The organism is Hymenobacter sp. PAMC 26628 (genome assembly GCF_001562275.1).
Classification (GTDB): Bacteria; Bacteroidota; Bacteroidia; order Cytophagales; family Hymenobacteraceae; genus Hymenobacter.
Genome location: NZ_CP014304.1, coordinates 2701290 through 2725489 on the forward strand (window position 1 = coordinate 2701290; position 24200 = coordinate 2725489).

General features: G+C 64.0%; 17 protein-coding genes. 8 read left to right on the top strand and 9 right to left on the bottom strand.

The genetic code is table 11. From position 1 onward, the window contains the following. Positions 1–17 precede the first annotated feature (17 nt). From AXW84_RS11950 to AXW84_RS11965, 4 genes are all read right to left on the bottom strand, one after another. The gene (locus AXW84_RS11950; protein ID WP_082773855.1) at positions 18–1478 is read right to left on the bottom strand and encodes a GH1 family beta-glucosidase; all 1461 of its coding nucleotides are present in this window, start codon (positions 1476–1478) and stop codon (positions 18–20) included. Continuing rightward, a complete protein-coding gene (locus tag AXW84_RS11955) occupies positions 1475–2524 on the bottom strand; it encodes a glycosyltransferase family protein (protein ID WP_068233244.1) in 1050 nt (349 codons plus the stop codon). The genes AXW84_RS11950 and AXW84_RS11955 overlap by 4 nt, the downstream gene beginning before the upstream one ends. 171 nt (positions 2525–2695) lie before the next feature. Beyond that, on the bottom strand, positions 2696–3625 hold the full coding sequence (locus AXW84_RS11960) for a UDP-2,3-diacylglucosamine diphosphatase (protein WP_082773856.1): 930 nt from the start codon (positions 3623–3625) through the stop codon (positions 2696–2698). Beyond that, complete coding sequence (locus AXW84_RS11965; protein ID WP_068233247.1) at positions 3622–3861, bottom strand: hypothetical protein; 240 nt, start codon at positions 3859–3861, stop codon at positions 3622–3624. Before AXW84_RS11965 ends, AXW84_RS11960 begins: the two co-directional genes overlap by 4 nt. Before the next feature lie 233 nt (positions 3862–4094). On the opposite strand from AXW84_RS11965, the gene AXW84_RS11970 reads away from it, so the two are divergent. The 3 genes from AXW84_RS11970 to AXW84_RS11980 all read left to right on the top strand — a co-directional run bounded on the left by AXW84_RS11970 (position 4095) and on the right by AXW84_RS11980 (position 5531). Next, positions 4095–4697, top strand: a complete 603-nt coding sequence (locus AXW84_RS11970) for a hypothetical protein (RefSeq protein ID WP_068233250.1) — start codon at positions 4095–4097, stop codon at positions 4695–4697. Between the two features lie 160 nt (positions 4698–4857). After that, the gene (locus AXW84_RS11975) at positions 4858–5142 is read left to right on the top strand and encodes a type II toxin-antitoxin system HigB family toxin (protein ID WP_068233253.1); all 285 of its coding nucleotides are present in this window, start codon (positions 4858–4860) and stop codon (positions 5140–5142) included. 32 nt (positions 5143–5174) lie between these two features. Next, positions 5175–5531: a helix-turn-helix domain-containing protein gene (locus AXW84_RS11980; protein ID WP_068233256.1), complete on the top strand. Its 357-nt coding sequence runs from the start codon at positions 5175–5177 to the stop codon at positions 5529–5531. 742 nt (positions 5532–6273) lie between these two features. Here AXW84_RS11980 and AXW84_RS23320 read toward each other — a convergent pair. Next, complete coding sequence (locus AXW84_RS23320; RefSeq protein WP_162268261.1) at positions 6274–6732, bottom strand: hypothetical protein; 459 nt, start codon at positions 6730–6732, stop codon at positions 6274–6276. Between the two features lie 196 nt (positions 6733–6928). After that, on the bottom strand, positions 6929–7444 hold the full coding sequence (locus AXW84_RS11985; RefSeq protein ID WP_068233259.1) for an NUDIX domain-containing protein: 516 nt from the start codon (positions 7442–7444) through the stop codon (positions 6929–6931). Positions 7445–7741: 297 nt separating this feature from the next. Here AXW84_RS11985 and AXW84_RS11990 point away from each other — a divergent pair, with 297 nt between their 5' ends. Together AXW84_RS11990 and AXW84_RS11995 are read left to right on the top strand one after the other, a co-directional pair. Continuing rightward, positions 7742–9241: a DEAD/DEAH box helicase gene (locus AXW84_RS11990; RefSeq protein WP_068233262.1), complete on the top strand. Its 1500-nt coding sequence runs from the start codon at positions 7742–7744 to the stop codon at positions 9239–9241. 112 nt (positions 9242–9353) lie between these two features. Further along, positions 9354–9830, top strand: a complete 477-nt coding sequence (locus tag AXW84_RS11995; RefSeq protein ID WP_068233265.1) for a hypothetical protein — start codon at positions 9354–9356, stop codon at positions 9828–9830. A gap of 144 nt (positions 9831–9974) precedes the next feature. Here AXW84_RS11995 and AXW84_RS24900 read toward each other — a convergent pair whose 3' ends face one another. The 3 genes from AXW84_RS24900 to AXW84_RS12005 all read right to left on the bottom strand — a co-directional run bounded on the left by AXW84_RS24900 (position 9975) and on the right by AXW84_RS12005 (position 13551). Continuing rightward, the gene (locus AXW84_RS24900) at positions 9975–10151 is read right to left on the bottom strand and encodes a hypothetical protein (RefSeq protein WP_157886973.1); all 177 of its coding nucleotides are present in this window, start codon (positions 10149–10151) and stop codon (positions 9975–9977) included. A 741-nt stretch (positions 10152–10892) separates the two neighbouring features. Next, on the bottom strand, positions 10893–11495 hold the full coding sequence (locus AXW84_RS12000; protein ID WP_068233266.1) for a helix-turn-helix domain-containing protein: 603 nt from the start codon (positions 11493–11495) through the stop codon (positions 10893–10895). 274 nt (positions 11496–11769) lie between these two features. After that, positions 11770–13551: a L,D-transpeptidase family protein gene (locus AXW84_RS12005; protein WP_082773857.1), complete on the bottom strand. Its 1782-nt coding sequence runs from the start codon at positions 13549–13551 to the stop codon at positions 11770–11772. Positions 13552–13781: 230 nt separating this feature from the next. Here AXW84_RS12005 and AXW84_RS12010 point away from each other — a divergent pair, with 230 nt between their 5' ends. The 3 genes from AXW84_RS12010 (at position 13782) to AXW84_RS12020 (ending at position 23906) form a co-directional block, all read left to right on the top strand. Continuing rightward, positions 13782–15599: a M1 family metallopeptidase gene (locus AXW84_RS12010; RefSeq protein ID WP_068233274.1), complete on the top strand. Its 1818-nt coding sequence runs from the start codon at positions 13782–13784 to the stop codon at positions 15597–15599. 200 nt (positions 15600–15799) lie between these two features. Then, a complete protein-coding gene (locus tag AXW84_RS12015; RefSeq protein WP_068233276.1) occupies positions 15800–16669 on the top strand; it encodes a cyanophycinase in 870 nt (289 codons plus the stop codon). Between the two features lie 523 nt (positions 16670–17192). After that, positions 17193–23906, top strand: coding sequence for a polyketide synthase (locus tag AXW84_RS12020; RefSeq protein ID WP_236943114.1), 6714 nt, complete (start codon positions 17193–17195; stop codon positions 23904–23906). The last annotated feature ends 294 nt before the right edge of the window (positions 23907–24200 follow it).

Here is a 24200-nt window from a genome sequence, read left to right on the forward strand (position 1 = left end):
ATCTGAATAGGGGGCTATCAGTCGGCCGCCCCGCCCGCGGCTTGCCGCAGCGCAGTGGCAGCGGGGGCCCCGGCCGGGGCCCCGCGCAGGAAGTCGCGGTACCACAGGCCCGAGTCCTTCACGGTGCGCGCCTGGGTTTCGTAGTCGACGTGCACCAGGCCGAAACGGGGCCCGTAGCCCTCGGCCCACTCGAAGTTGTCGGTGAGCGTCCAGGCGAAGTAGCCGGCCACGTCGATGCCCTCGCGCTGGGCGCGCAGCACTTGGCCCAGGGCGGCTTGCAGATAGGCGCGGCGCTGGGCATCGGGCACGCCACCGCCTATTTTCACATCTGGGAACGCTGACCCACTTTCAGTTATCAGCAATTGTGGCGCATTTGAATAAGCGCTGTATTGCTTTAACATTTGGTAAATACTCTCCGGGTACACCTCCCAGCCCATATCGGTGTGGGGCACGCCGCGCTGCTTGGCGGGCACCAGCGTGGCCCATTGCAGCGGCAGCCAGGGCGAAAACTTCACCACCTCGCGGGTGTAGTTCTGGATGCCCCAGAAATCAAAATCGAAGACAAGCCGCTGGTCGTCGCCGGGCTTGTGGTAGCGCTCGAGCAGCCAGCGCAGGGCGGGCAGCTCGGCCACGGGGTAGCCCAGGCCCAGGGCGGGCTCCACGAAAAAGCGGTTCAGCAGGGCGTCGGCGCGGCGGGTGGCGGCCTCGTCGCGGGCGTTGCCCGGGCGGTGCGGCGTGAGGTACGAGCACGAAAACGTGGTGCCGATGCGGGCCGTGGCCGGCAGGGCGGCCCGCAGCGCCCGGCCGCCCTCGGCCTGGGCCAGCGTGGCGTGGTGGGCCGCCGCCAGAAACGCCCCCAGGTGCCGCCGCCCCGGCGCGTGCACGCCCAGCAGGTGCCCCGCCCCCACGAACACCATCGGCTCGTTGAGCACCATCCAGTGCTGCACCCGGTCGCCGAGACGGCGGGCCAGCACCTGAGCGTAGTCGGCCAGCCAGCCCACCACACTGCGGTTGGCCCAGCCGCCCTGGGCTTGCAGGGCGCTGGGCAGGTCCCAGTGGTAGACGGTAAGCCAAGGGCGCAGGTCGCGCTCCAGGCAGGCGTCCACGAGGCGGTCGTAGAAGTCGAGGCCGCGCCGGTTCACGGCCCCCGTGCCGGCGGGCAGTACGCGCGGCCAAGCCGCCGAGAACCGGAAATCCGTCAGCCCCATGGCCTGGGCCAGGTCGAGGTCGGTGGCGTGGCGGTGGTAGAAATCGGTGGCCACGCGCCCGTGCTCGCCGCGCCGCACGGCCCCCTTGCGCCGCGTGAAATCGTCCCAGATGCTGGGGCCCTTGCCTTGCAGCTGCCAGGCGCCCTCGGTTTGGTAGGCGGCCGCGGCGGCCCCCCAGTGAAAATCGGGCCCAAAATCGGCGCGGGTGAACGCCGGGGGCCCCGACGGCGGGAAGAACGCCGCGGGCAAAGCAGAAGAATTGTCAATCATGCGCGGGGCGCGGAGGCGGAAGCGGTAGGCGAAGAAACAGGGGGCCGGGGCCCCGGCCGCTGCTCGGCCAGCAGCTGGTCGAGCACGGCAGCCGTGCGGTCGGGGTAATCAACGGGAATCACCCGGCCTTGGTGCAACCACTCGTCCACCACGGCCAGGTGCTTGTCTTTGAGGTTCTTAATAACGGGTATATCCATTTGGGCAAGCGCGGCGGCGTTGCATTGCTGCTCGTACTGCTGCTTCATGGGCACCACGAGCAGCTTTTTGCCCAGGTACAGGGCCTCGGCGGGCGTCTCGAAGCCGGCCCCGCACAGCACCCCGGCCGCGCGCGCCAGGCTGTCGAGGAAAGCCCCGCCGCTCACCGGCCACACCCGCACGTTGCCGTAGGTGGCGGGCTCGGCGCTGTGCTTGCTGAACACCTCCCAGCGCGTGTCCCGGCTCAGGTAGCGCAGGCGCTCCACGAGCAGTTTTTCCTCAAACGCGGGCAGGTACACCGTGTAGTGGCCCTCGTTGGTGGGCGCCAGGGCCCGCACCTGCTGCCGGATGACGGGCGTGGCAATACCCGGCGCGTATTCCTGGAAGTGGAACCCGTACTGCGCCGTGCTCGGGGCGTAGTGGCGCAGCACGGCCCGGCCGGCGGGGTCCTCAGCTTCGGGGCGCGGGGCGGCGGGGTGCAGCACGGCGCACTGGTGGCTGAGGGCCACGCAGGGCACCTCGCGCAGCCGGCACGCCCAGCTGGCCACGGGCTCGAAGTCGCTGATGACCAAGTCGTAGCTTTCCACGGGCAGCGCGCGCACCTCGCGCAGGAACTTGGCCGAGTTGAACTGCCAGAAAGTTTTCACGAAGTTGATGCCACCCTTTTTACCGAATAGAAACCCCATGCCCTGGGCCCGGTAGCGCACGTCGAACGGCAGCGACAAATCGGCCGGCGGGCCGCTGATTAACAGATCCAGGTGGTCGCAGCGGGCTTGCAGCAGCGGCACCACATCGAGGGCCCGGGCCAGGTGGCCGTTGCCGGTGCCCTGAATGGCGTAAAGAATGCGCATTTTTTGGTGTCTGGTGCTTGGTTTTGGGGCCCTCACTCTTAGAACGTCATGCTGAGCGCAGCCGAAGCATCTCTCCCGCGGCAGTAATCTTAATTAGTGGCGCGGGAGAGATGCTTCGGCTGCGCTCAGCATGACGTTCTAAGACTAAAAGTTAATAGCAAAGCCCCAAAGTTATTTGATCTTGAATTCGGCCAGCAGCCCTTCCAGCAGCTGGGCGGGGTGGGCGTCGGCGGCGGTGTCGGTGGCGTCGTCGGGCTCGGCCAGGCCCTGCATGCGGGGGTCGTCGGCGTAGCGGTACAGCACCCAGCCGGCGGCCGCGGTGTACTCCAGGGCCGTCAGGTTCTCGACCCAGTCGCCGGAGTTGAGGTAGGTGATGGGGCCCCGGGCGGTGGCAATGTCCTTGATTTCGGGCTGGTGGATGTGGCCGCAGGCCACGTAGCGGTAGCCCTCGTCGGCGGCAATGGCGGCCGCCGTTTCCTCAAAGTTGTTGACGGCGGCCACGGCCGTTTTCACCCGCTCCTTCACCAGCTTGGACAGCGCCACCCGGGGCCGCCCCAGCTTGTCGAGCAGGAAATTGGCGAACCGGTTGATGAGAATCAGCAAGTCGTAGCCCTGCCCGCCGAGCTTGGCCAGCCAGCGCGAATGCCGCATGGTCACGTCGAACACGTCGCCGTGGAAAAGCCAGGTGCGGCCGTGGGGCAAGTCGAGCACCAGCTTGTTATCCAAATGAAACTGCCCAATTTTGAGGCCCGCGAACTTGCGCAGCAGCTCGTCGTGGTTGCCGGTGAGGTAGTAAATTTTGGTGCCCTTGGCGGCCAGGCCGGCCAGGTAGCGCACCACCCGCATGTGGGCGGGCGGCCAGTAATTCTTACTGAACTGCCAGATGTCTACGATGTCGCCGTTCAGCACCAGCACCTGCGGCCGGATGCTTTTGAGGTAGCGCAGCAGCTCGCGGGCGTGGCAGCCGTACGTGCCCAAATGGATATCCGATACCACCGCCACGTGCACGCGGCGGCGCTTGCCGCGGCCGGCCTTGGGCAGCTGGGGCCCCGGTCCGGCGGGGCCGGTTTCTTCAAATGAAATAGCAGCAGGTTCGCTCATGCGGCGGCGGGCTGGGGAAAGGCCGTGCGGCCCCGCCGGGCTTCGGGCCGGCGGGGCCGCACGGCGGGGCCGGCCCAGCGGGGGGCCCCGTTGGTGCGCCCCCCGCCGCCCAGCGCCGAGCGCAGGCTGCCCAGCAGCCGCAGCCCAAAAGCCACGCCCAGGGCCAGCTGAAACAGCTCGTATAAAACCCAGCGCCCCAGGCGGCGCCCCCACGAAACCAAAGCCGGGAAATGCATGGCACGAACGATGTAAGGAAAGGAATAATACCTATCCTCAAATTTCGGCCGGCCATGTGACGCGGCGGTTACGGGCGGGTTACGTTTTGGTAAAAAAACAAGGACCATGCGGGGCCCCAGCTGGGTGATTTGCGGCGGCGATTGTTTCTTTACGGGCTGAAACGGGCTGATTTTGGTCTTTTTTATCCACCAGAGAATAACCTCTGGCTTCTACCCTATTTTATCTTTATCCAATGCACAACGCTACCACCCGGTCCCTGCGCGGCCTATTATTCATTGCCGGCCTGGGGCTGGGCACCGCCGGGGCCGCCCGCGCCCAGGCCCCCGATGCCAGCAAGTTCATCACCAACAAGCGCCACTACATGTTTCCGCAGCGCGACGCCGAATCGCCGGCCGTGCAAAACGTGACCAAAAACACCGACGAGGAAGCCGACGTGAACGGCACCTACACCCGCGTCGCCTACCGCCCCTACGCCCAGATGCGGGCGGAAATCGACGAGCTGCGCCGGCTGCACACCTGGGCCGACACCACCTACCAGCGCCGCCTGGCCGCCCTGCCCCCCGGCGGCACGCTCCAGGTCACCATCCGCCGCAAGGGCCCCGGCAGCGCCAACCTGGGCAACCTCGTCATCGTGGCCACCGACAAGGCTGGCCAGGAAGTGTTCAAGTTGGTGCCGCCCCCCACCCCCGGCCGCTTCTTCGGCCGCGACCTCTACCAGGCCCAGGGCCTGCTGCCCCTGCCCAAAGTGGAGCCCCAGGACCTGAAGCTGCGCGTGGGCGATGCCAAGCTGTACCTGGCGTTCGAGTACCTCGTGACGGTGCCGCCGGTGCAATAGGGCTCCGGCGGGCTGGTAATTGGGGCTGGAAGGCAGGCGCTACTGCAACCAGTGTTACCAGAAAAATTAAAAACGTATTTCCGAATAGTGTAAATGTTTTTACACTATTCGGAAATTTTTCTTATCTTAGTATAATAACAACTTCCTTTCCTTGTCCCCTGTGCAGATTCTGACTAAGAAAGTGCTGCGGGATTATGCCAATACCCAGCATCCCGATGTAGCCGAAGCATTATTGGAGTGGTTTGAGATGACGGAAGCAGCTGAATGGCAAACCGCCGCCGAGGTACCGGCCCGCTACGTGGGCAATAATCGCTACGTATTCAACATCATGGGCAACCGCTTCCGCCTCATCGTCCGCATCTTTTTTCCCGCCTATCAAGTGTACGTCCGCTTCCTGGGCACCCATGCCGAATACGACCGCATCCCCGACGTAAAAGTGGTGTAAGGCCAAGACCAGCAACTTAACGCACACGCTCCATGACGCGCACCCTGCACACCGAAAAGGAATACCAAGCGGCAATGACGCGGCTGGAATACCTCATCGACCACGAGCCCGGCAGCCTGGACGAAATCAAAGCCCTGGGCCACGCCGCCAACGAATACGAGAACAGCCACGGCCACCGCCCCGTCGCGCCCACCTCGCTGGTGGGCATCCTGGAGCGGGAAATGGTGGCGCGGCACCTGAAGAAACAAGAATTGGCGGCCCTGCTCGGCGTGGCCAACAGCCGCCTGAGCGAAGTGCTGAACGGCAAACGCGCCATCAACCTGGACCTAGCCAAGCGGCTACACCAAAAACTGGGCATTTCTGCCGAGCTTATTTTGGAACACGCCTGATGTCTAGTGAATCTGGGCGGCACCAAACTCTACCTGACGTTCGAGCACGCGATAACAGTGCCCCCGGTGCAGTAGGGCCCCGGCGGGCTGGTACTTTACAATGGCCCAAAACCGAGGGCCCGCCGTCACTTTGAGTTGCGGCGGGCCCTTCTTGCGTTAGCGGCCGGTTTTTGCCAGCCTACCTCGGTTGGGGCTTGCGCAACTGTTGCTTTCAATTTGGAATCTTGAAGCCGAGCAAGTATTTCACAAGCCATTGTCGGCTTCCCGATCTAGCTGGTCACTCTAAACCTGAACTGCAATAATTGCTCTTATCTTGAGTGGTACACACAATGGGAGACGAGCAGGCCCAGACGGTAGCGAATACGAACCAGGTGCATCAAAAGCGGTAGGCCTGAGCCGGAAAAGGCTCCATTATTTTGCAACTGCAAAATAGTCCCACCGGCTTCGAGTGATTTTATTCCCCATTAGTACGAAAAGACCAGGAAAGGCTATTCAATTTTGATAAACCATCCAGCATCAGTTGCTTTGGTTAGCAGGCTCAATAAGTCGGCTCCCGATGGAATGCGCGCTTGGCCACGGGCTGGTTGGAGGCTTTCGTCAGGCCGCCTCCAGATAAATCTATACCCATTTTGAGACGGTTCCCCATCATCATAATCGTAGGTAACCCATTGAAAGCAGAGGTTCCAATCTGGGGGCTGGTTAGGAGCATTCAGTTTAACCTCCCTGTGGATGTGGACCCGGCTCATACGACCTTGATAAGCACCAGTAGGTCTTTTCCATTCTTCAAAGTCATGGAATTTTCGCCTATTTGGATGATATCGTAATGTCCTGCGTCAGTCTCTGTCCTGCCTGATTCATCTATGGGACTCAATATTATCTTCTTATCCTCGACACGCCATGTGCCAGTTTGTGTCGAACCCTTTACGCCTTCCACAGAGCTTTCCAGTATGAAGAGGAAGGTTTTGTCAGCGGCATATTTCTGAATAGATTTTACGGTACTCCCGCCTTCGACTGCCGAAAGGTCCAATTTCCAGGAACCGACTATCTTCTTATCAGGTGTATCTTCATTTGAAACGTTCTGTATTGAAGCGTTTTTAGTGTTTGGTTCCTTTGCCTCAGTATTGGTACTTTCTGGACTAGACGAACAACTTAACACAGACATGCACAGGATGCTCGACAGCAAAATCGTCGTAATTCTCATTTTTCTTAATAATGATTTAGAGATGAAACATTGGCAAGCTACTCACTGCATTTTTATGGCGCTAAAAAATACACTGTAAACTTCCTTTAAAAGTAGGCCGGTCAAAACTGGGGGAAGCTGTCTACTTTCCAATTCCGTAGGCCGTTCGAGACCAGCGCATCCAGCCCACTATCCAGGGGCCCCTCAGTAGCGCGCGCTACCGCCGCAGCCGGGCCCACTGCACGGCCACCAAGGTTTTAGCGTCCTGGAAGGACTCGGCGAGGAGGGCATCCCAGTCCATAGTGACGATTTCGATGGTTTCGTTTTCGCCGGCCACGCCGCCGCCGGGGCCCGTCTGGCGGCTCACCTCGGCGTAGTAGATGGCGATGGTTTCGGTGCTGGCGCCGGGCGTGGAGTACACGGTGGCGATGGGGGTGAGCGCATCGACCTCGTAGCCCAGTTCCTCGTGTATTTCGCGGCGCACGGTGGCGTCGGGCGTGTCGTCGTGGTCAATCATGCCGGCCGCGATTTCGAGCACCTCGCGCTCGGGGCCGTAGCGAAACTGCCGGGTGAGCACGTAGAGCTGGCGCTGGGTGTCGAAAACCAGCGCCGCCACGGCGTTGCCGAAGATGAATTGCTCGCGGGTGAATTCCTGGCCGTTGGGGGCCCGCACGGCCAGCTCATCAATCTTGTAGTGGCCGTTAAAGACGCGCTTGCGGTCGGTAATCTGCATGGGGGGAAGCTGTGTTGTACCTTTGTGGAAACCAGGGCCGCCGTCGGAGCAGCCCGCCGCCCGGCTGTGCCGGGCAAAGCCCCGCGCCTCGGCTGCCTCCGCAAGTAAGCGCACCTCACCCCAACTTCTCCTGTTTCAGGGAATGCGGCGGCCTCCGACGAGCCGCCACCCCCGCCCGCGCCTGGCCCTCCAGCGCGGCCATGCCCGCCTGTGCTGCCCCGCCAGGCCCCGCCGGCGGCTCCCCCTGAGCCGCTGCCCCTCAACCCGATACCTAGTTTCGCGTACCCAACCCCCTTTATGACGTTTAGCGAATTAAACCTGATAGACCCCATCCTCAAGGCCCTGACCGAGGAAGGCTACACCACCCCCACTCCTATTCAAGCGCAGGCCATCCCGCAGGTGCTCGAAGGCCACGACTTACTCGGCGTGGCCCAGACCGGCACCGGCAAAACCGCGGCCTTCACCGTGCCCATCCTGCAACTGCTGCACCGCTCGGCGCAGCTCGAAAAACAGGCCCCCCGCCGCATCCGCTGCCTCGTGCTGACGCCGACGCGCGAGCTGGCCATCCAAATCAACGAATCGTTCGGGGCCTACGGCCGCCATTTGAGCCAGATTCGCCACACCGTCATCTTCGGCGGCGTGGGCCAAAACCCGCAGGTGGCGCAGCTGCAGCGCGGCGTGGAGGTGCTCATCGCCACCCCCGGCCGCCTGCTCGACCTCATGAACCAGGGCTTCGTGGACCTGCGCGGAGTGGAGATTTTTGTGCTTGACGAGGCCGACCGCATGCTCGACATGGGCTTCATTAACGACATCAAGCGCATCCTGCCCAAGCTGCCCACCAAGCGCCAAACGCTGTTTTTCTCGGCCACCATGCCGGGCCAAATCCAGGAGCTGGCCAGCACCATCCTGCGCCCCAACCCGGTGCGCGTAGCCGTGACGCCGGTGAGCAGCACCGCCGAAACGGTGACGCAGTCGGTGTTTCTGGTGGAGGGCAACAACAAGCCGGCCCTGCTCCGCCATGTGCTCACCGACAAGAACATTCGCCGCGTGCTCGTCTTCACCCGCACCAAGCACGGGGCCGACAAAGTAGTGAAGGCCCTGGCCCAGTACGAGATTATGGCCGAGGCCATCCACGGTAACAAGAGCCAGAACCACCGCCAGCGGGCCCTGTCGAACTTCAAGGCCGGCAGCACCCGCGTGCTGGTGGCCACCGACATTGCCGCCCGCGGCATCGACGTGGACGAGTTGACCCACGTCGTCAACTACGAAATTCCCAACGAGCCCGAAACCTACGTGCACCGCATCGGCCGCACGGGCCGCGCCGGGGCCTTCGGCACGGCGTTTTCGTTTGTGGAAGACGAGGAGCGCGCCTACTTGCAGGACATCCAGAAGCTCATCAACCGCCAGATTGACCTGAATACCGACCACCCCTTTGCCACGGCGCATGTGCGCCCCGTGGAGCTGAACGGCCGCGAACGCATCATCCGGCCCAAGGGCCCCGCGGGCCGGCCCCAGCGCCCCAGCCGCGACGGTAGCAGCGGCGGCGGCCGCTCCGGCGGTAGCCACGGCGGCGGTGGCCGCCCCAGCGGCGAGCGGTCCGGCGGCGAACGGTCGTCGTCGGCCAACAGCAACCGGCCCGCGGGCGGCGGCCGGGCGGCCGCACCAGAGGCCGGCAGCGGCAGCGGCGACACCAACCGCCGCTTCGGCAGCGGTGGCCAGCGCGTGCAGGCCGGCGGCAGCGGCGGGCGCGACGGCGGCCGCCGCGAAGGCGGTGGCTCGCGCCGCAGCTCGTACTAAGGCGGGCCGCCGCTGGCTCAGCGGCTAAATATTAATTTCCCTGAACGGGCCGGAAAACTTTTTCCGGCCCGTTTTGCTTTTTCAGGCCAACACCACGTCATTCGCACCCGTTATGGCCACTACCTCGCTTCCCATTATTCAGGCCCTGCGCAGCACGGCCCAGCGCCTCGCCACCCAGGCCCCCTACCAGTGGGGGCACATGGGCAGCTGCAACTGCGGCCACCTGGCCCAAACCGTCACGAAGCTGACCAAGGGCGAGATCCACGCCCGGGCCATGCAGCGCTACGGTGACTGGGAGCGCCAGCTCATCGACTACTGCCCCACCAGCGGCCTGCCCATCGATACCACCATCGACGAGATGCTGGCCCTAGGCTTCACCCGCACCGACCTCACCCACCTCGAGCGCCTCGCCGACCCGGCCATCCGGGGGGCCATCCCGTTCGAGCGCCGCGACCTGCTGCGCCACAACCAGCGCGACGATGTGGTACTGTACCTCCGCACCTGGGCCGACCTGCTGGAGCAGCAGCTATTGGCCGGCATCACCCTACCCAGCTTCGCCACGGCCCCGCAGCCGGTGCTGGCCAGCTAACGGGGCCCGCACGCTACCACCTACAAAAAGCCCCCGCCGATTAAAATCGGTGGGGGCTTTTTTGCGCTCAAAAAGTGAGGAGGCTACCCGTAGTTCCGCAACTCATTGCTGGATTATGGACAATGGGCAGTTGGTGCCGACAGCTTAGTTACGGGTCACGTCGCTCTCCTGGGCCTTGCGGTACATCTCGGCCCGGTTGGCCCGCTTGTACGTAGCGTCGGCGTTGGGGTCTTTCTCCGCATCGGGGGCCTGGGAGCAGGAGGCGGTCAGGAACAGAACTGCGCTGGTGGCCAGCAAGGCAATGGCTCGGGTCGATTTCATGGCACGAAGGTAGCCAAGGGGCACCAAACCGCCAACCTGGGCCGTGCCGTGCGCCCCTAAGTACCGCACGAAAAATCGCCTATCCAGCCGATAACATTTGGCAACAGGGCCCGGTCTGCCGGGGCGGCGGGCCACGGTAGCTCACGGCTTAAGCAAATGCAATTCTACTTCCATTGCCGTAGCCACCGCAAGGCTACCAGAGGCTCCGCACCACGAAAAAACCAGGCCCCCAAGGCACATTTGCTTAGCAGCAGTGCTGCAAGCGAAAAGCCAAAAAATGACTTTTTCAAAGTTATCCTCTCAGACAAAATGCTTAGCATGGTTCCAGGTACAAAAAATAGAACCGTTTTTCAGCCATTAACCAAAAGGCAAGAATGGAAACGCTATATTCAGTTGGCAAAGACAGCGAAATTTTCCTCACCTAACAGTTCTATTAGCATCTTATTTTAAACTGATTCATAACGATTTATGAAACGCATTTATTCTTAATTCGATACCGCTAAGCATCCTAGCAGTACCCCTTGGTGCAGGACGACACAGCGCAAGGGCGAATCGTTTTATACTAACCCAAAACGACTGGTTATTCACCACTTAACCGGCAGCCCAGCAACTACTGACAAATTGCATTTTCGGCAGAGATTTTTATTCCTTGTTTATGAGGTTGTACGCACAGGGAACTGCGCGGGTTGGCGCCCAAACTGCGTAGTGCATTGGTACTGTAAAGCCCCGCACAGCCGCTGCTTACTCCGGCTGATAGTCCGCAAACGTACCGTCGCGGTAGAAGATGACGATCCGCCGGATAGCCTTCCCTGGCTCAGCAAACAGCGCCAGTTCAGGGGGGGTACTCCCTGCCGGAGCGGCGGCCAGCAGCGCAGCCGGGGCACTGACTGGCGCGGGGGCTGGGGCCCCCAAGTCGGTAGCGCCGGGGGAATGGACAGCAGGCGCAGGGGCCGTAGCGGGCACGGCTGTTAGCGCGGGAAGCGTGGGTGCCTGGGTCCCCGATTCTGGCACAGCGGGCGCCGCAGCCACCGGCGCGGGAGCAACGGCGCGGCGCGGCGCGGGCACGCGGGGCGTTGCAGGAACAGTTTCGGGGGCTATTTCGGGGGCTATTTCGGGGGCGGCGGGCACTGCGGCGGTGGCCAGCATGGGGCCCATGCCGCTCAGCAGCCAGGGCATCGCAAGGTCGGGGAAGGCGGCTAGCACCTTTTGGACTACTTCGAGACTGGGCTTGTTACGGCCCGATAAAATGTGGCTCACAATGGGCCGGGCCACGCCAATGGCATCCGCAAATTGCGTGGGGCTCAGCTGCCGGGCCAATAGCAGCGCCCGAATCCGGTCGACCATGAAAGCTTGTGATTTATTTACAAATGTGCGACAAATAAATCATTGTCTTGGTCCGGAGTCTACCCACTTTCCTTAGTTTACAATTATACACAATAGTGGCTATCATCTCACATGTTTACACTTATAATTACAAGTGTAAACATGTCTTTACGCTCCGCTGGGGCCCTTAGTGCTTAGTTGGCTGGATTTCATTGCCTACAAAAAAGGCCCGGCTTGCCGAAGCAGCTGGGCCTTTTTTGGGCAATGCGAATTTTTTGTCGGCTTTGCACGGGCACTAATCGCGCTTAGGGCTGACGGCTAGGGCAGCCGTTTTGGCTAGCTGTGGGCGGGTGGCGACCCGCGCCGGGGCGGCCTCGGCGGGTTTGTCAAGCAACTCCCGCGCCAGGGCTTTGTCGTGGCCGTAGATGTCGTCGCGGAAGTGGGCGTGGCCGTCGGCGTCGGCCCAGGCCGTGAGGTAGACGAGGTACACGGGCAGCTTTTTGGTGAGCGTGATGTACTTCTCGCGGTGGGTGGCCACGGTGTCGAGGATGGTTTGCTCGTCCCACTCGGGCTTGTCGCGCAGCAGGTACGCGGCAAGTTTTATGGGCTCCTCTACCCTCACGCAGCCGTGGCTAAAGTTGCGGCTGACCTGCGAAAACAACTCGCCGTGGGGCGTATCGTGCAGGTACACATCGTTCGAGTTGGGAAAGATGAACTTAGCGTTACCCAAGTCGTTTTGGGGCCCCGGGCGGCGGCGCACCGTGTACTTAAAATTGTCTTGCGTCACGTTGGCCCAGTCGATGGTGGCGGGGTCGATGACAATGGCCTTGCGGCCGTAGCCCTTCACCACCTCCATGTTGAGGCGGTCGAGGTACCCAGGGTTAGCGGCCAGCTTATTTTTTAGCTCCTTGTCGATGATGCTGAAGGGCACGTTCCAGTAGGGGGCCAGCACCACGTACTCCATCTTGTCGCTGAAAATCGGGGTGGCCGTAAGGGTCTTGCCCACGATGACGCGCATGGTCAGCGCCTCCTGGCCGTTCTCTACCACGCGCAGCCGGTACTCCGGAATGTTGACCAGTAAATAATCGGGCTCAAATTTTTTGGGGAGCCAGCGCCAACGCTCCATGTTCAGCAAAACCTGGTCGATGCGCTGGCCGATGGGCACGTTCAGCTCGCGCAGCGTGGCCCCGCTCACTACGCCGTCGGGCCGCAGGCCGGCGTCATTCTGGAAGGCTTTCACGGCGTTCATCAGCGCCTTGTCGTACACCGGCGAGGCGTGGGCAGCGGTGTCGGCCGGGGCCCCCAGCAGCCGCTGGCGCAACGCCGATACCGCCGGCGAGGACTGCCCCGGGCGCAGGGCCAGGCCCGCGGGCAGCGCCGGCCAGCCCCCCGCGGCCTCGCGGGTGCGGTAGGCGGCCAGGGCTTTTTTCAGGTTGTTGTACTCGGGGTGCAGGGGCGCAAACTGGTAGTAGCCGTACTTGCTTTTGCGGTCGCCAAGGTAAGTCAGCAGGGCTTTGTGCAGCTTGATTTTGTTGGGCTTCACCTGCCAAGCCGTGTTCTTGGCGTCGTGCGGATTGGCCACACCGCGGTAGAAATCGGACGCCCACACGAAGTAAGTGCCCGATAACGCCACGTCAATCTCTTGTTCCAGCGCGTCGCGGTGGGCCTCATCGGGCGCTACCTTCAACGCACTGAACAACTTAGCCAAGTCTTTCACCTGGTACTTGCGGGGGTCCAGGCCCTCGGCGCCAGCTTTGGCGATGGTTTGCAGCAACTGCGTGGCTTGCGGCACCAGCTGGTGGTCTTTGAACCACCCCAGGCGGTACTGCCGCTCGCGGTAGAACTTCTTCGCCCACGGCAGCTCGGCCCGGAACTGGGGCACGGCCCCCAGGGACCGCGCCACGTAGGCGCTGTCGAGTAGCGGCTGGGGGCCGCTCACGCCGGCGGCCGGCGCGGTGGTGCCAGCGGTTTGCCCGGGCTTGTCGGAGCCGCAGCCGCTCAGCAGCGCCGCGCCCAGCCAGCTGCCGAGCAGCACCACCAGAAAATATGTAAAAAGGGAACGGCGAACGAAAGGCATGAAACGGGAAGACGAGGCGCGGGGCCCGTCGGGGAAAAACGACAGATGGGCCGTTGTACTGGCCGGCACGCGGCGGGGTTACGGGGTCCCCACTCCACCACGTGCCAGCGCAAGTTACGGTATGCCGGGCAGCCTTGCACGTTTGGGGCCAAAATGGCTGGGCAGGCCGTGTACTTTTGCGGGGCCTGGCCGGGGAAGCCCCGGGACCCGGGTGCTATCCTTCTGCCGCCATGCCTCCCGCCTCCTTGCCCCCGTCCTCCCCCGACCCCCATAGCCACGCCGGCACCGGCCCGGCCCGAGTGCGCCACCTAGCCCTCGACCTCGCCGTTGACTTCACCGCCCGCACCCTAGCCGGCACCGCCACCTGGCACTTGGCCGCGCCCGCCGGAGCAGCCGATGTGCTGGTGCTCGACGCTCGCGGCCTGACCTTTGAGGCCGTGGCCGCGGGGACCCATATCGAGGGGCCCGCCCTAGCGTGGGGCCTGGGCCCCGACGACCCTGTGCTCGGCCAGGCCCTGCGCATTGCCCTGCCGCCGGGCACTGCGGCCATCACCACCCGCTACCGCACGGGGCCCGGCGCGGCGGCCTTGCAGTGGCTGGCGCCGGGGCAAACGGCCGGCACCGAGCCGTTCCTCTTCACGCAGTCGCAGGCCATCCTGGCGCGCAGTTGGCTGCCGTGCCAAGACTCGCCCGGCATCCGCTTCACCTACGAGGCCACCGTGCGCGTGCCGCCCCACCTGCTGGCGCTGATGAGCGCCGAGAACCCGCAGCGCCTCGACCCCAGCGGTACCTACTGCTTCCGTATGGCCCAGCCCATCCCGGCCTACCTGATGGCGCTGGCCGTGGGCGACCTCGCCTTCGCCCCGCTCAGCGAACGCACCGGCGTGTACGCCGAGCCGGCCACGCTGGCAACAGCCACCTACGAGTTTGCCGACCTGGAGCGGATGGTGGCCACGGCCGAGCACCTCTACGGGCCCTACAGCTGGGAGCGCTACGATTTGTTGGTGCTGCCGCCCAGCTTTCCGTTCGGGGGCATGGAAAACCCGAGGTTAACATTTGTAACACCCACAATTTTGGCCGGCGACCGTAGCCTAACGAGCCTGGTGGCCCACGAGCTGGCGCACTCATGGAGCGGCAACTTGGTTACAAATGGAACATGGAATGATTTCTGGCTGAACGAAGGCTTCACAGTGTATTTCGAGCGCCGCATCATGGAACAATTGTACGGCCGGCCCTACGCCGACATGCTCCAGGTACTGGGCCGCGCGGCACTCGCCCACACCATTGCCGAGCTGGGCCCCACCAGTCCCGACACCCACTTGCGCCTGCACCTGGCCGGCCGCGACCCCGACGACGGCCTCACCGACATCGCCTACGAGAAAGGGTGTGCCCTGCTGCTGGCCCTCGAAGCGCGGGTGGGCCGCCCCCGCCTCGACGCTTTTATCAAGGAGTACTTCGCCCACTTCAGCTTCCAGGCGATGGACACCGACGCCTTCGTTGCGTACTTGCGCACCGCCCTGCTCGACGCCACGCCCGGCCTCGAAGCCGAGATACAGTTGGCCGCTTGGGTCGACGGCCCCGGCCTGCCCGCGGCGGCGGTGCCCGTGGCCGCCGCCCGCTTCGCCGCCGTGGACGGGGCCCTGGCCCAACTCGCCGGCGGCGCCGCGCCGGCCGCCCTGGCCCCCGCCGCCGCCGGGTGGAGCAGCCACGAGTGGGTGCACTTCCTGGGCGGCCTCCCGCCCACCCTAGTGGCGAGCAGCCTCGGGGCCCTCGACGACGCCTTCCACTTCACGGCGTCGGGCAACGCCGAAATTCTGGCCGCCTGGTTGCCGCACACCGTGCGGGCCGGCTACGGCGCCGCCGACGCGGCGCTGGAAAAATTCCTGCTCCGCGTGGGGCGGCGCAAGTTCATCGTGCCCCTGTACCAGGCGCTGCTGGCCACGGCTGGGGGCCCCGCCCGCGCCCGCCGGCTGTACGCCGCCGCCCGCCCCAACTACCACGCCGTGGCCACCACCACCCTCGACGCGCTCCTGGCCGAGGGGCCGTAGGCGGGCGCGGGCCCGCCGGGCGATACCTTATGATACCTTATATATAGGTAGCCGCGGCGGACCCGCGCCCGCAACGGCGGCCGAGCCCCGCCGTGGCCCGACCTTTGCCGGGGCCCCGCCCAACCCGGGGGCCCCGGCCCCAGTTGTTTTATTTTCCCGCAGTTGTTTTATTTTCCCGCAGTTTAGATTTTAGATTTCCGTTGAAAACCACTCATCCCCTGGGAAAGCTCATCGCCATCGGCGGCAACGAAGACAAGGGCACCTACCCCAACCCCCGCACCCGCCGCAAGTACTACCTGAATTTTTTTGAGCTGGGCATCCTCAAGCGCGTCGTGTCCGAGTCGGGCAAAGATGACCCGCGCATCGAGGTCATCACCACCGCCTCCATGATTCCGCAGGAAGTGGGGCCCATCTACACGGCCTCCTTCGCCATGCTCAACTGCCACAACGTGGGCATCATGGACATCCGCACCCCGGAGGACGCCCGCCAGCCTGAATACCTCGACCGCTTGCTGGCCGCCGACGTGGTAATGTTTTCGGGCGGCAACCAAGGCCGCCTGCGTGAAATGTTTGGCGAAACGGATTTCCTCGACGCCATGCTGCGCCGCTACCGCGCCGAAACCCACTTCGTGATTGCCGGCACCAGCGCTGGGGCCATGGCCATGTCGCAGCACATGATCCGGGGCGGTTCCGTGCCCGACGCCCTGCTCAAGGGCGCCGTGAAGATGGGCCCCGGCCTGGGTTTGCTCCCCACCGCCATCATCGATTCGCACTTTGTAAAACGCGGCCGCTTCGGCCGCCTCATTGAGGCCGTGAGCCTCTACCCCAAGCTCATTGGCATCGGCCTGGGCGAAGATACTGGCGTGCTCATCACCGGCGGCAACGTGGTCGAGACCATCGGTTCCAACCTCGTTATCATCCTCGACGGCCACAACGTGGTGCACAACAACGCCGCCGCTGCCAAAAAAGGCACGGCCCTCTCCATCGAAAACCTCACCATGCACGTGCTGGCCAAGGGCAACGTGTACCACATGGAAGAGCGGAAATTCTACCCCAGTCAAGTCTCCTGATAAGAGGCCCAGTTTACCAATATTTTTACTTTGATTTATTTTAATTATAATTATTATATATTATTTTTTTAAATCATATAACCTCAAGCCTTGCCAGCAGCCATCATACGGCTAATGCTGAAGTCATTTTTAGTAACAGTTATCATTGATGCACCGTCCCTTCATTGCTACGGCCTCATTGCACAGCGCCTCAACAGGCAGTAAAGGAGGACTGAACTAGTAGTTTTGCGTCGGGGATTATTGCGTTAAGGTTTAATAAGGGGCGTATTTTCATTTCGCCCCCTTACTCCCCAGCGCGGGGCCCGTGCCGACTTTGTGCAGCGCTTGTGCAAATGCTTGCGCGTAATCCACAAACGATTGGCCACGTACTTGCGATAGAAAACAAAAAGAAATAAAGGCTATATTTAGGCGCTAAACAGTCCTCATAGAGCTTAGCAATTAATGTTATAATCCTATTTATATCGAAATTATTATTTTTTCTGAATATTTTCGTCGTTTTTACTTTAATCAGCGCTTATCGAGCATGGACGTTATTGATATTGACAGCCCCAAAATGGGCGCGTTGGTGCATACTCCGCGGCTGGTGCACCACTTGTTTGAGCAAGCTGCTAGCGCCCACGCCGGCCGCACGGCCGTCGTTTTCGGGGCCGATTCCCTCACGTATCAGCAACTGAACGACCGGGCCGACCGCCTCTGTCAATCCGTGCTGCACCACGCGCCCGCGGCCGAGTTTGTGGGCATCAGCACCACCCGCGGCCTGGACATGGTGGTGGGCGTGTTGGCCATACTAAAAGCGGGCAAGGCCTATTTGCCGCTCGACCCCACGTACCCGGAGCAGCGCCTGCAGCAGCTTGTCGGCAGTGCCCGCCTGGAAATATGCTTGGCCCCCGCGGCCGAAACGACACTTTTCGCAGGGCTCGGCTTGCGCATGTTGGCCGGTGAAGGGGCCCCACCGTCCAGTAGGCCCCCCTCACCGGCCGGCGAGCTAGCCTACGTGCTGTTCACCTCCGGCTCGACCGGCACCCCCAAGGGCGTGTGCATGGGCCACCGGCCGCTGGTGAACTTGTTGCAGTGGCAGCAACGGCGCTCGGCCGCCACCGCCGGCACGCGCACCCTGCAATTTGCGCCCCTGGGCTTCGATGTGTCGTTTCAGGAAATAATGGCCACCCTGAGCACCGGCGGCACGCTGGTGCTGGTGGCCGACAACCTGCGGCTGGACTTTGCCCGGCTGTTGGCGTTCATCGCGCAGCAGGCCATTAATCGTTTATTCCTGCCGTTTGTGGCCCTGCAATACCTGGCAGAAGTGGCTGTTAACACCCAGCAGTTTCCGGCCGGTTTGGCCGAGGTGATGACGGCCGGCGAACAATTAAAAATTACGCCCCAAATCGCCGCTTTCTTCGCGGCCCTGCCGGGCTGTGTGCTGTTCAACCAGTACGGCCCCACGGAGAGCCACGTGGTGACGGAGCTGGCCCTGACCGGTGACCCCGCCGCCTGGCCCGCGCTGCCCACCATCGGGCGGCCCATCGACAACGTCGACGTGTTCATCGTCGACGAAGCCCTGGCCCTGGTGCCCGCCGGCGCGGTGGGCGAGCTGTGCATCAGCGGGGCCTGCCTTGCCGCCGGTTACTTGCACCAACCGACGCTAACCGACGAAAAATTTGTGCAGTGGCACGCGCCGACGGGCGATCCGGCCCGCCTCTACCGCACCGGTGACTTGGCCCGCTGGCTGCCCGACGGAAACGTGGAGTTTTTGGGCCGCCGCGACGACCAGGTAAAAATCAGGGGCCACCGGGTGGAGTTGGGCGAAGTGGAAGCCGCCCTCAATGCCGTGCCCGGCGTGAAGCAGGCCGTGGTGGTGGCCCGCGATGCCGACACTGGCTCCCGGCGGCTGGTGGCCTACTTGGTGGCCGGAAGCGCTCCCCCCGACGTGACCGAGTTATACCAGATTTTGGGGAAAACCCTGCCGGACTACATGCTGCCCGCGGCCTTCGTCTGGCTCGACGACCTCCCCAAAACCACCAGCGGAAAAGTAGACAAGCGGGCTTTGCCCGCGCCCGCAACGCACCGGCCGGCCCTGGCCACCGTGTACCACCGGGCCGGCACGGCCCTCGAAAAAGCCGTGGCCGGCGTCTGGGCCGAAGTGCTAGGCTTGGACCGGGTGGGCCTGGACGATAATTTTTTCGAATTGGGCGGCAACTCGCTGCTGGCGCAAAAAACCGTGGCGCTGCTGGAGCACCGCTGCGCCCACCGGCTGCCCATTACCAAACTCTACCAGTTCCCCACCGTGGGCGGAACGGCGCGCTACCTCGCCCCACCGGCCACCACTCCCAGGCCGGCCGCCCCAATTTTGGGCCCCAAAGCAGCGACGGGTGACGTGGCTGTAGTAGGCCTAGCCGGGCGCTTTCCGGGGGCCCCCACCGTGGGCGCGCTGTGGGACGTACTGCGCGAGGGCCGGGAAACTACCAGCTTTTTCAGCCCCGACGAGTTGGACGCCAGCATTCCAGCGGCCGTTAAAAACGACCCGCTGTACGTGCCGGCCCGCGGCATCATTGCGGGCGCCGACCAGTTCGACGCCGGCTTTTTTGGCCTTACGCCCAAGCTGGCCGAAGCCATGGACCCGCAGCAGCGCCTCTTTCTGGAAATAGCTTGGGAAGCCCTGGAGCAAACCGGCCACCTGCCCGCGCATTACGCCGGCCGCGTGGGGGTGTTTGCCGGCTGCGGGCACAACACGTACTTCCTACATAATGTGCTGGGCAACCCAGCCGCCAGCCAGGTGGGCAGCTTTCAGGTGATGCTGGCCAACGAGAAGGACTACATCGCCACCCGCACCGCCTACCAGCTCGACCTGAAGGGGCCGGCGGTGAGCGTGCATTCGGCCTGCTCCACGTCGCTGCTGGCCATTGCCCAAGCGGTGCAAAGCATCCGCAGCGGGCAGTGCGAGGTAGCGCTGGCAGGCGGAGCCAGCATTACGGCGCCGGTGCGCAGCGGCCACGTGTACCAGGAAGGCTCCATGATGAGCGCCGATGGCCACTGCCGCCCGTTCGACGCCGACGCCCGGGGCACAGTGTTTAGCGACGGGGCCGGGGTGGTGGTGCTGAAGGACGCCGCCGCCGCCCGCCGCGACGGCGACACGATTTACGCCGTCATCAAGGGCGTTGGCGTAAATAACGACGGCGGCGGCAAGGGCAGCTTCACGGCCCCCAATGCCGACGGGCAGGCCGGTGCCATCCGCATGGCCCTGGCCGACGCGGGCGTGGCCCCGGCCACCCTCAGCTACGTGGAGGCCCACGGCACGGCCACCCCGGTGGGCGACCCCATCGAAATGGAGGGCTTGCTCAGTGCGTTTGGCGCGCAGGCCGAGCGGCAGTTTTGTGCCCTGGGCTCCATCAAAAGCAACATGGGCCACCTCACGGCTGCCGCTGGCGTGGCGGGCTTCATCAAAACTGCCCTGGCCCTGCACCACCGGCAAATTCCGGCCTCGCTGGGCTACGCCGCGCCCAACCCGCTCATTGACTTTGTCAACAGTCCGTTTTTTGTAAATACTGCGTTGGCCGACTGGCCCGCGGGCGGGGGGCCCCGGCGGGCGGGCGTCAGCTCGTTTGGCGTGGGCGGCACCAACGTGCACGTAATAGTAGAAGAAGCGGGGGCCCCGGCTGGTGCCCCCGGGGCCCCAGCCCCGGCGCGCCCGGCCGAACTAGTGGTGTGGTCGGCCAAATCGGCCGCCAGCCGCGAGGCCTACGCCCAGCGCTTAGCCGACGCCCTGAACGCCCCCGACGCACCGGCCCTGGCCGACGTAGCGTTCACGCTGCCCACTACCCGGGCCCCGTTCGCGCACCGCCGGTTTGCCATCGCCGCCGACGGGCCCGAGCTGCGGGCGCAGCTGCAAGCGCCAGCCGCCGCCGGCACCGCTGGTGCGCTGGCAGGGGCCCCAGGCGACTTATTTTTCCTGTTTCCGGGCCAAGGCGCGCAGTACGTGGGCATGGGCCGCGAGTTGTACGACCACGAACCCGCCTACCGCGCGGCGGTGGACGAATGCGCCTCCCTGCTGGGGCCCCATTTGCCCACCGACTTGCGCGCAGTGCTGTTTGCTGGGCCCGGCGATGCAGCTGCGGACGCCCGCCTGCGCGACACCCGCTATGCCCAGCCTGCACTGTTCGTGACCGAATACGCCCTAGCCCGGCTATGGGCCAGCTGGGGCGTGGTGCCAACCGGCTACTGCGGCCACAGCGTGGGCGAGTTTGTAGCCGCCCACCTGGCCGGCGTGTTTTCGCTGGTCGACGCGCTGGCGCTGGTAGCTACCCGGGGCCGGCTGGTGGGCGAGTTGCCCGGGGGCAGCATGCTGTCGGTGCGGCTGGCGGCCGGCCAGCTCGCTGACCTGTTGCCCGCGGGCTTGTCGGTAGCCGCCGTCAACGGGCCGGCCGCGGCCGTGGTGGCGGGCCCCGCCGAAGACGTGGCGGCCTTTGCTCGAACGCTTGACGCCCAAGATGTTCCGAACCGGGCATTGGCTACTAGCCACGCCTTCCACTCGGCCATGATGGACCCCGCGGTGGACGCGTTCCGGCAGGCCGTGGCTAACGTGTCACTGCACCACCCCCAAAAGCCGGTGGTGTCAACCGTGAGCGGCACTTGGCTGACCGACGCCCAGGCCACCGACCCTGACTACTGGGCCGCCCACCTGCGGCAAACCGTGCAGTTTGCCCCCGCTCTTGACACCTTACTTACTGAATCGCAGCCCATTTTATTAGAAGTAGGGCCCGGCCATGTACTAGCTGCCCTGGCCCAGCAGCAGCTGGCCGGCCGGCCCGCCACCGTACTCGCCAGCCTGAAAAAAGGCCCGGGGCCCCACCCCGAGTACCGCGCGCTGCTGGGGGCGCTGGGCCAGCTGTGGCTCCGTGGCGTGGCCCCTGACTGGGCCGCCTTGCACGCCGAGCGGCGCCCGCGCCGCGTGCTGCTCCCCACTTATGCGTTCGACCGCAAGCCCTGCTGGCTGGCGCCCGCGGCGGCGGTGCCCGCCTCCATTCTCCCGCCCCCTGCCCCCGCGCCGCCCGCGGCTTCGGCGGCCGGGGCCCCTGTTCCTTTCACGCCCCCAGTTATTCCTATGCGAAAATCTGTACTACTCACCACCCTAAGCGAAGTGCTGGAAAATGCCTCGGGAATTGAAATGGCCGGCGTATCGCCCGACCTGACGTTTCTGGAAATTGGCTTCGACTCGCTCCTGATTACCCAGCTGGCCTTGGCCCTCAAAAAGCAATTCGGCCTGCCCATCACTTTCCGGCAGCTTAACGAAAACTACGCCACTCCCAACCAGCTGGCAGATTACCTCGACCAGGCCCTGCCCCCCGCGGCGTACCAGCCCACGGCCGCGACACCTACGCCGGCCCCCGCGCCCACCGCGTACGAAGCGCCTGCTCCCCAGCCAGTGCCGGTGGCTCCGGCCCCGGTGGCCTTTGCCCCGCTGGCCGGGCCAGGCAACGATTCGGCCTTGGGCCTCATAGCCCAGCAGCTGCAAATTTTGGCCAAGCAGATGGCCCTGCTGCAAGGCGCCGCTCCCGCAACGGCGTTGGCCCCGCTGCCCGCGCCCGCTCTGGCGGCCCCGGCCCTCGCCCCGGCCAGTGCGCACGGCAGTGCGCCCACCGCAGGGGCCCCGGCCGCCGCGCCGCAAATCACGGCCGAGGAAGCCGTTGAAATCAAGAAGCCTTTTGGGGCCTCGCCGCGCATCGAAAAGCACGCCAGCCAGCTCACCGAACGGCAGCAGGCCTTCCTGCGGGATTTGACGGCGCGCTACACGCAGAAGACCAAGGCCAGCAAGGCCTACACGCAGCAGCACCGCTCGCGCATGGCCGATCCGCGCGTGGTATCGGGCTTCCGGCCCCTCACCAAGGAGCTGGTGTACCCGCTGGTGGTGGACCGCTCGAAGGCCAGCAAGCTGTGGGACCTCGACGGCAACGAGTACCTCGACGTGCTGAACGGGTTCGGCTCGTGCATCTTCGGCCACCAGCCGCCCTTCATTGCCGAGGCGTTGCACGCGCAAATCGAGCGCGGCTACGAGGTGGGGCCCCAGCACGCGCTGGCCGGCGAAGTATGCGACTTGCTGTGCGAATTCACCGGCACCGACCGCGTGGCCCTGTGCAGCACCGGCTCGGAAGCCGTGCTCGGGGGCATGCGCATTGCCCGCACCGTCACGGGCCGCTCGCTAATTGTGGCGTTTTCGGGCTCTTACCACGGCATTGTCGACGAAGTGCTGGTGCGTGGCACCAAGGCCCTGAAGTCGTTCCCGGCCGCGGCGGGCATCATGCCGGAATCCGTGCAAAACATGCTCATCCTCGACTACGGCACCGACGAGAGCCTGCGCATCATCACCGAGCGGGCGTCCGAGCTGGCCGCCGTGCTGGTAGAACCCGTGCAGAGCCGCCGGCCCGAATTCCAGCCCGTGGAGTTCCTGCACCAGCTGCGCACCGTGACGGCGGCGGCGGGCACGGTGCTCATTTTCGACGAAGTCATCACCGGGTTCCGCCTGCACCCCGGTGGGGCCCAAGCCCTGTTCGGCGTCCAGGCCGACCTGGCCACCTACGGCAAGGTGGTGGGCGGCGGGCTGCCCATCGGCGTCATTGCCGGCAAGCGTGCGCTCATGGACGCCCTCGACGGCGGAGCCTGGCAGTTCGGCGACGACTCGGTGCCCGAAATTGGGGTGACGTACTTCGCCGGCACCTTCGTGCGGCACCCGCTGGCCCTGGCCGCGGCCCGGGCCTCGCTGCTGCACCTGAAGGCCCAGGGCCCCGCTTTCCAGCAAGGCCTCACAGCCAAAACCGAGCGCCTGGCGGGCCTGCTGAACCAGTCCTTTGCGCAGCAGCAGCTGCCCTTCTTCGTAGCCCAGTTCGGCTCGCTCTGGAAAATCAAGTTCCGCGAAGAAATCCCCTACAGTGAACTTATGTTCACGCTATTGCGCGAAAAAGGTCTGCACATTTGGGATGGGTTCCCGTGCTTCATGACGGAAGCCCACACCGACGCCGACGTGGACCTCATTGCCGACCTGCTGCTGGCAGGCGTGCGCGAAATGCTGGAAGCTGGGTTCTTCCAGGCCGCCCCAGTGGCGGGACACGTAGTGCCGGCAGCGCTCAGCCCCGCCCCGGCCCTCAACCAGCCCCCGGTGCCGGGGGCCCGCCTCGGCCGCGACCGCAACGGCAACCCCGGGTGGTTCGTGGCCAACGGCTCCACCGGAGATTATGTGAAGGTTTAAATAAATTAATAAATACTTAAGTATATTTAATGTTGGGATGCGCTTTTGGATGCGTCGGCAGTCGAAGGTGTGCTGACTTAGAACTGGCCGTGCGCTGGGGCCCAGCGTTTGAGTTTTTGCCGCGGAGGCTACGTAGTTAGCCAAGCTGTGCCCGAACACCAGGACCTGAGTGTAGTTGCGGGTGTATTGAGTAAGTATTTATATAACTATTTTTTACTGAGTACTTTTAATCAAATCTTCACCGAAGCCGCTATTATATTTATTACAATTAATCGCTGGACAGCACATATTATA

Bases quoted from the DNA above. Each gene is read 5' to 3' on its own strand.
- AXW84_RS11950 (WP_082773855.1), bottom strand. From the start codon at position 1,478: ATGATTGACAATTCTTCTGCTTTGCCCGCGGCGTTCTTCCCGCCGTCG.
- AXW84_RS11955 (WP_068233244.1), bottom strand. From the start codon at position 2,524: ATGCGCATTCTTTACGCCATTCAGGGCACCGGCAACGGCCACCTGGCC.
- AXW84_RS11960 (WP_082773856.1), bottom strand. From the start codon at position 3,625: ATGAGCGAACCTGCTGCTATTTCATTTGAAGAAACCGGCCCCGCCGGA.
- AXW84_RS11965 (WP_068233247.1), bottom strand. From the start codon at position 3,861: ATGCATTTCCCGGCTTTGGTTTCGTGGGGGCGCCGCCTGGGGCGCTGG.
- AXW84_RS11970 (WP_068233250.1), top strand. From the start codon at position 4,095: ATGCACAACGCTACCACCCGGTCCCTGCGCGGCCTATTATTCATTGCC.
- AXW84_RS11980 (WP_068233256.1), top strand. From the start codon at position 5,175: ATGACGCGCACCCTGCACACCGAAAAGGAATACCAAGCGGCAATGACG.
- AXW84_RS23320 (WP_162268261.1), bottom strand. From the start codon at position 6,732: ATGAGAATTACGACGATTTTGCTGTCGAGCATCCTGTGCATGTCTGTG.
- AXW84_RS11985 (WP_068233259.1), bottom strand. From the start codon at position 7,444: ATGCAGATTACCGACCGCAAGCGCGTCTTTAACGGCCACTACAAGATT.
- AXW84_RS11990 (WP_068233262.1), top strand. From the start codon at position 7,742: ATGACGTTTAGCGAATTAAACCTGATAGACCCCATCCTCAAGGCCCTG.
- AXW84_RS11995 (WP_068233265.1), top strand. From the start codon at position 9,354: ATGGCCACTACCTCGCTTCCCATTATTCAGGCCCTGCGCAGCACGGCC.
- AXW84_RS24900 (WP_157886973.1), bottom strand. From the start codon at position 10,151: ATGAAATCGACCCGAGCCATTGCCTTGCTGGCCACCAGCGCAGTTCTG.
- AXW84_RS12000 (WP_068233266.1), bottom strand. From the start codon at position 11,495: ATGGTCGACCGGATTCGGGCGCTGCTATTGGCCCGGCAGCTGAGCCCC.
- AXW84_RS12005 (WP_082773857.1), bottom strand. From the start codon at position 13,551: ATGCCTTTCGTTCGCCGTTCCCTTTTTACATATTTTCTGGTGGTGCTG.
- AXW84_RS12010 (WP_068233274.1), top strand. From the start codon at position 13,782: ATGCCTCCCGCCTCCTTGCCCCCGTCCTCCCCCGACCCCCATAGCCAC.
- AXW84_RS12020 (WP_236943114.1), top strand. From the start codon at position 17,193: ATGGACGTTATTGATATTGACAGCCCCAAAATGGGCGCGTTGGTGCAT.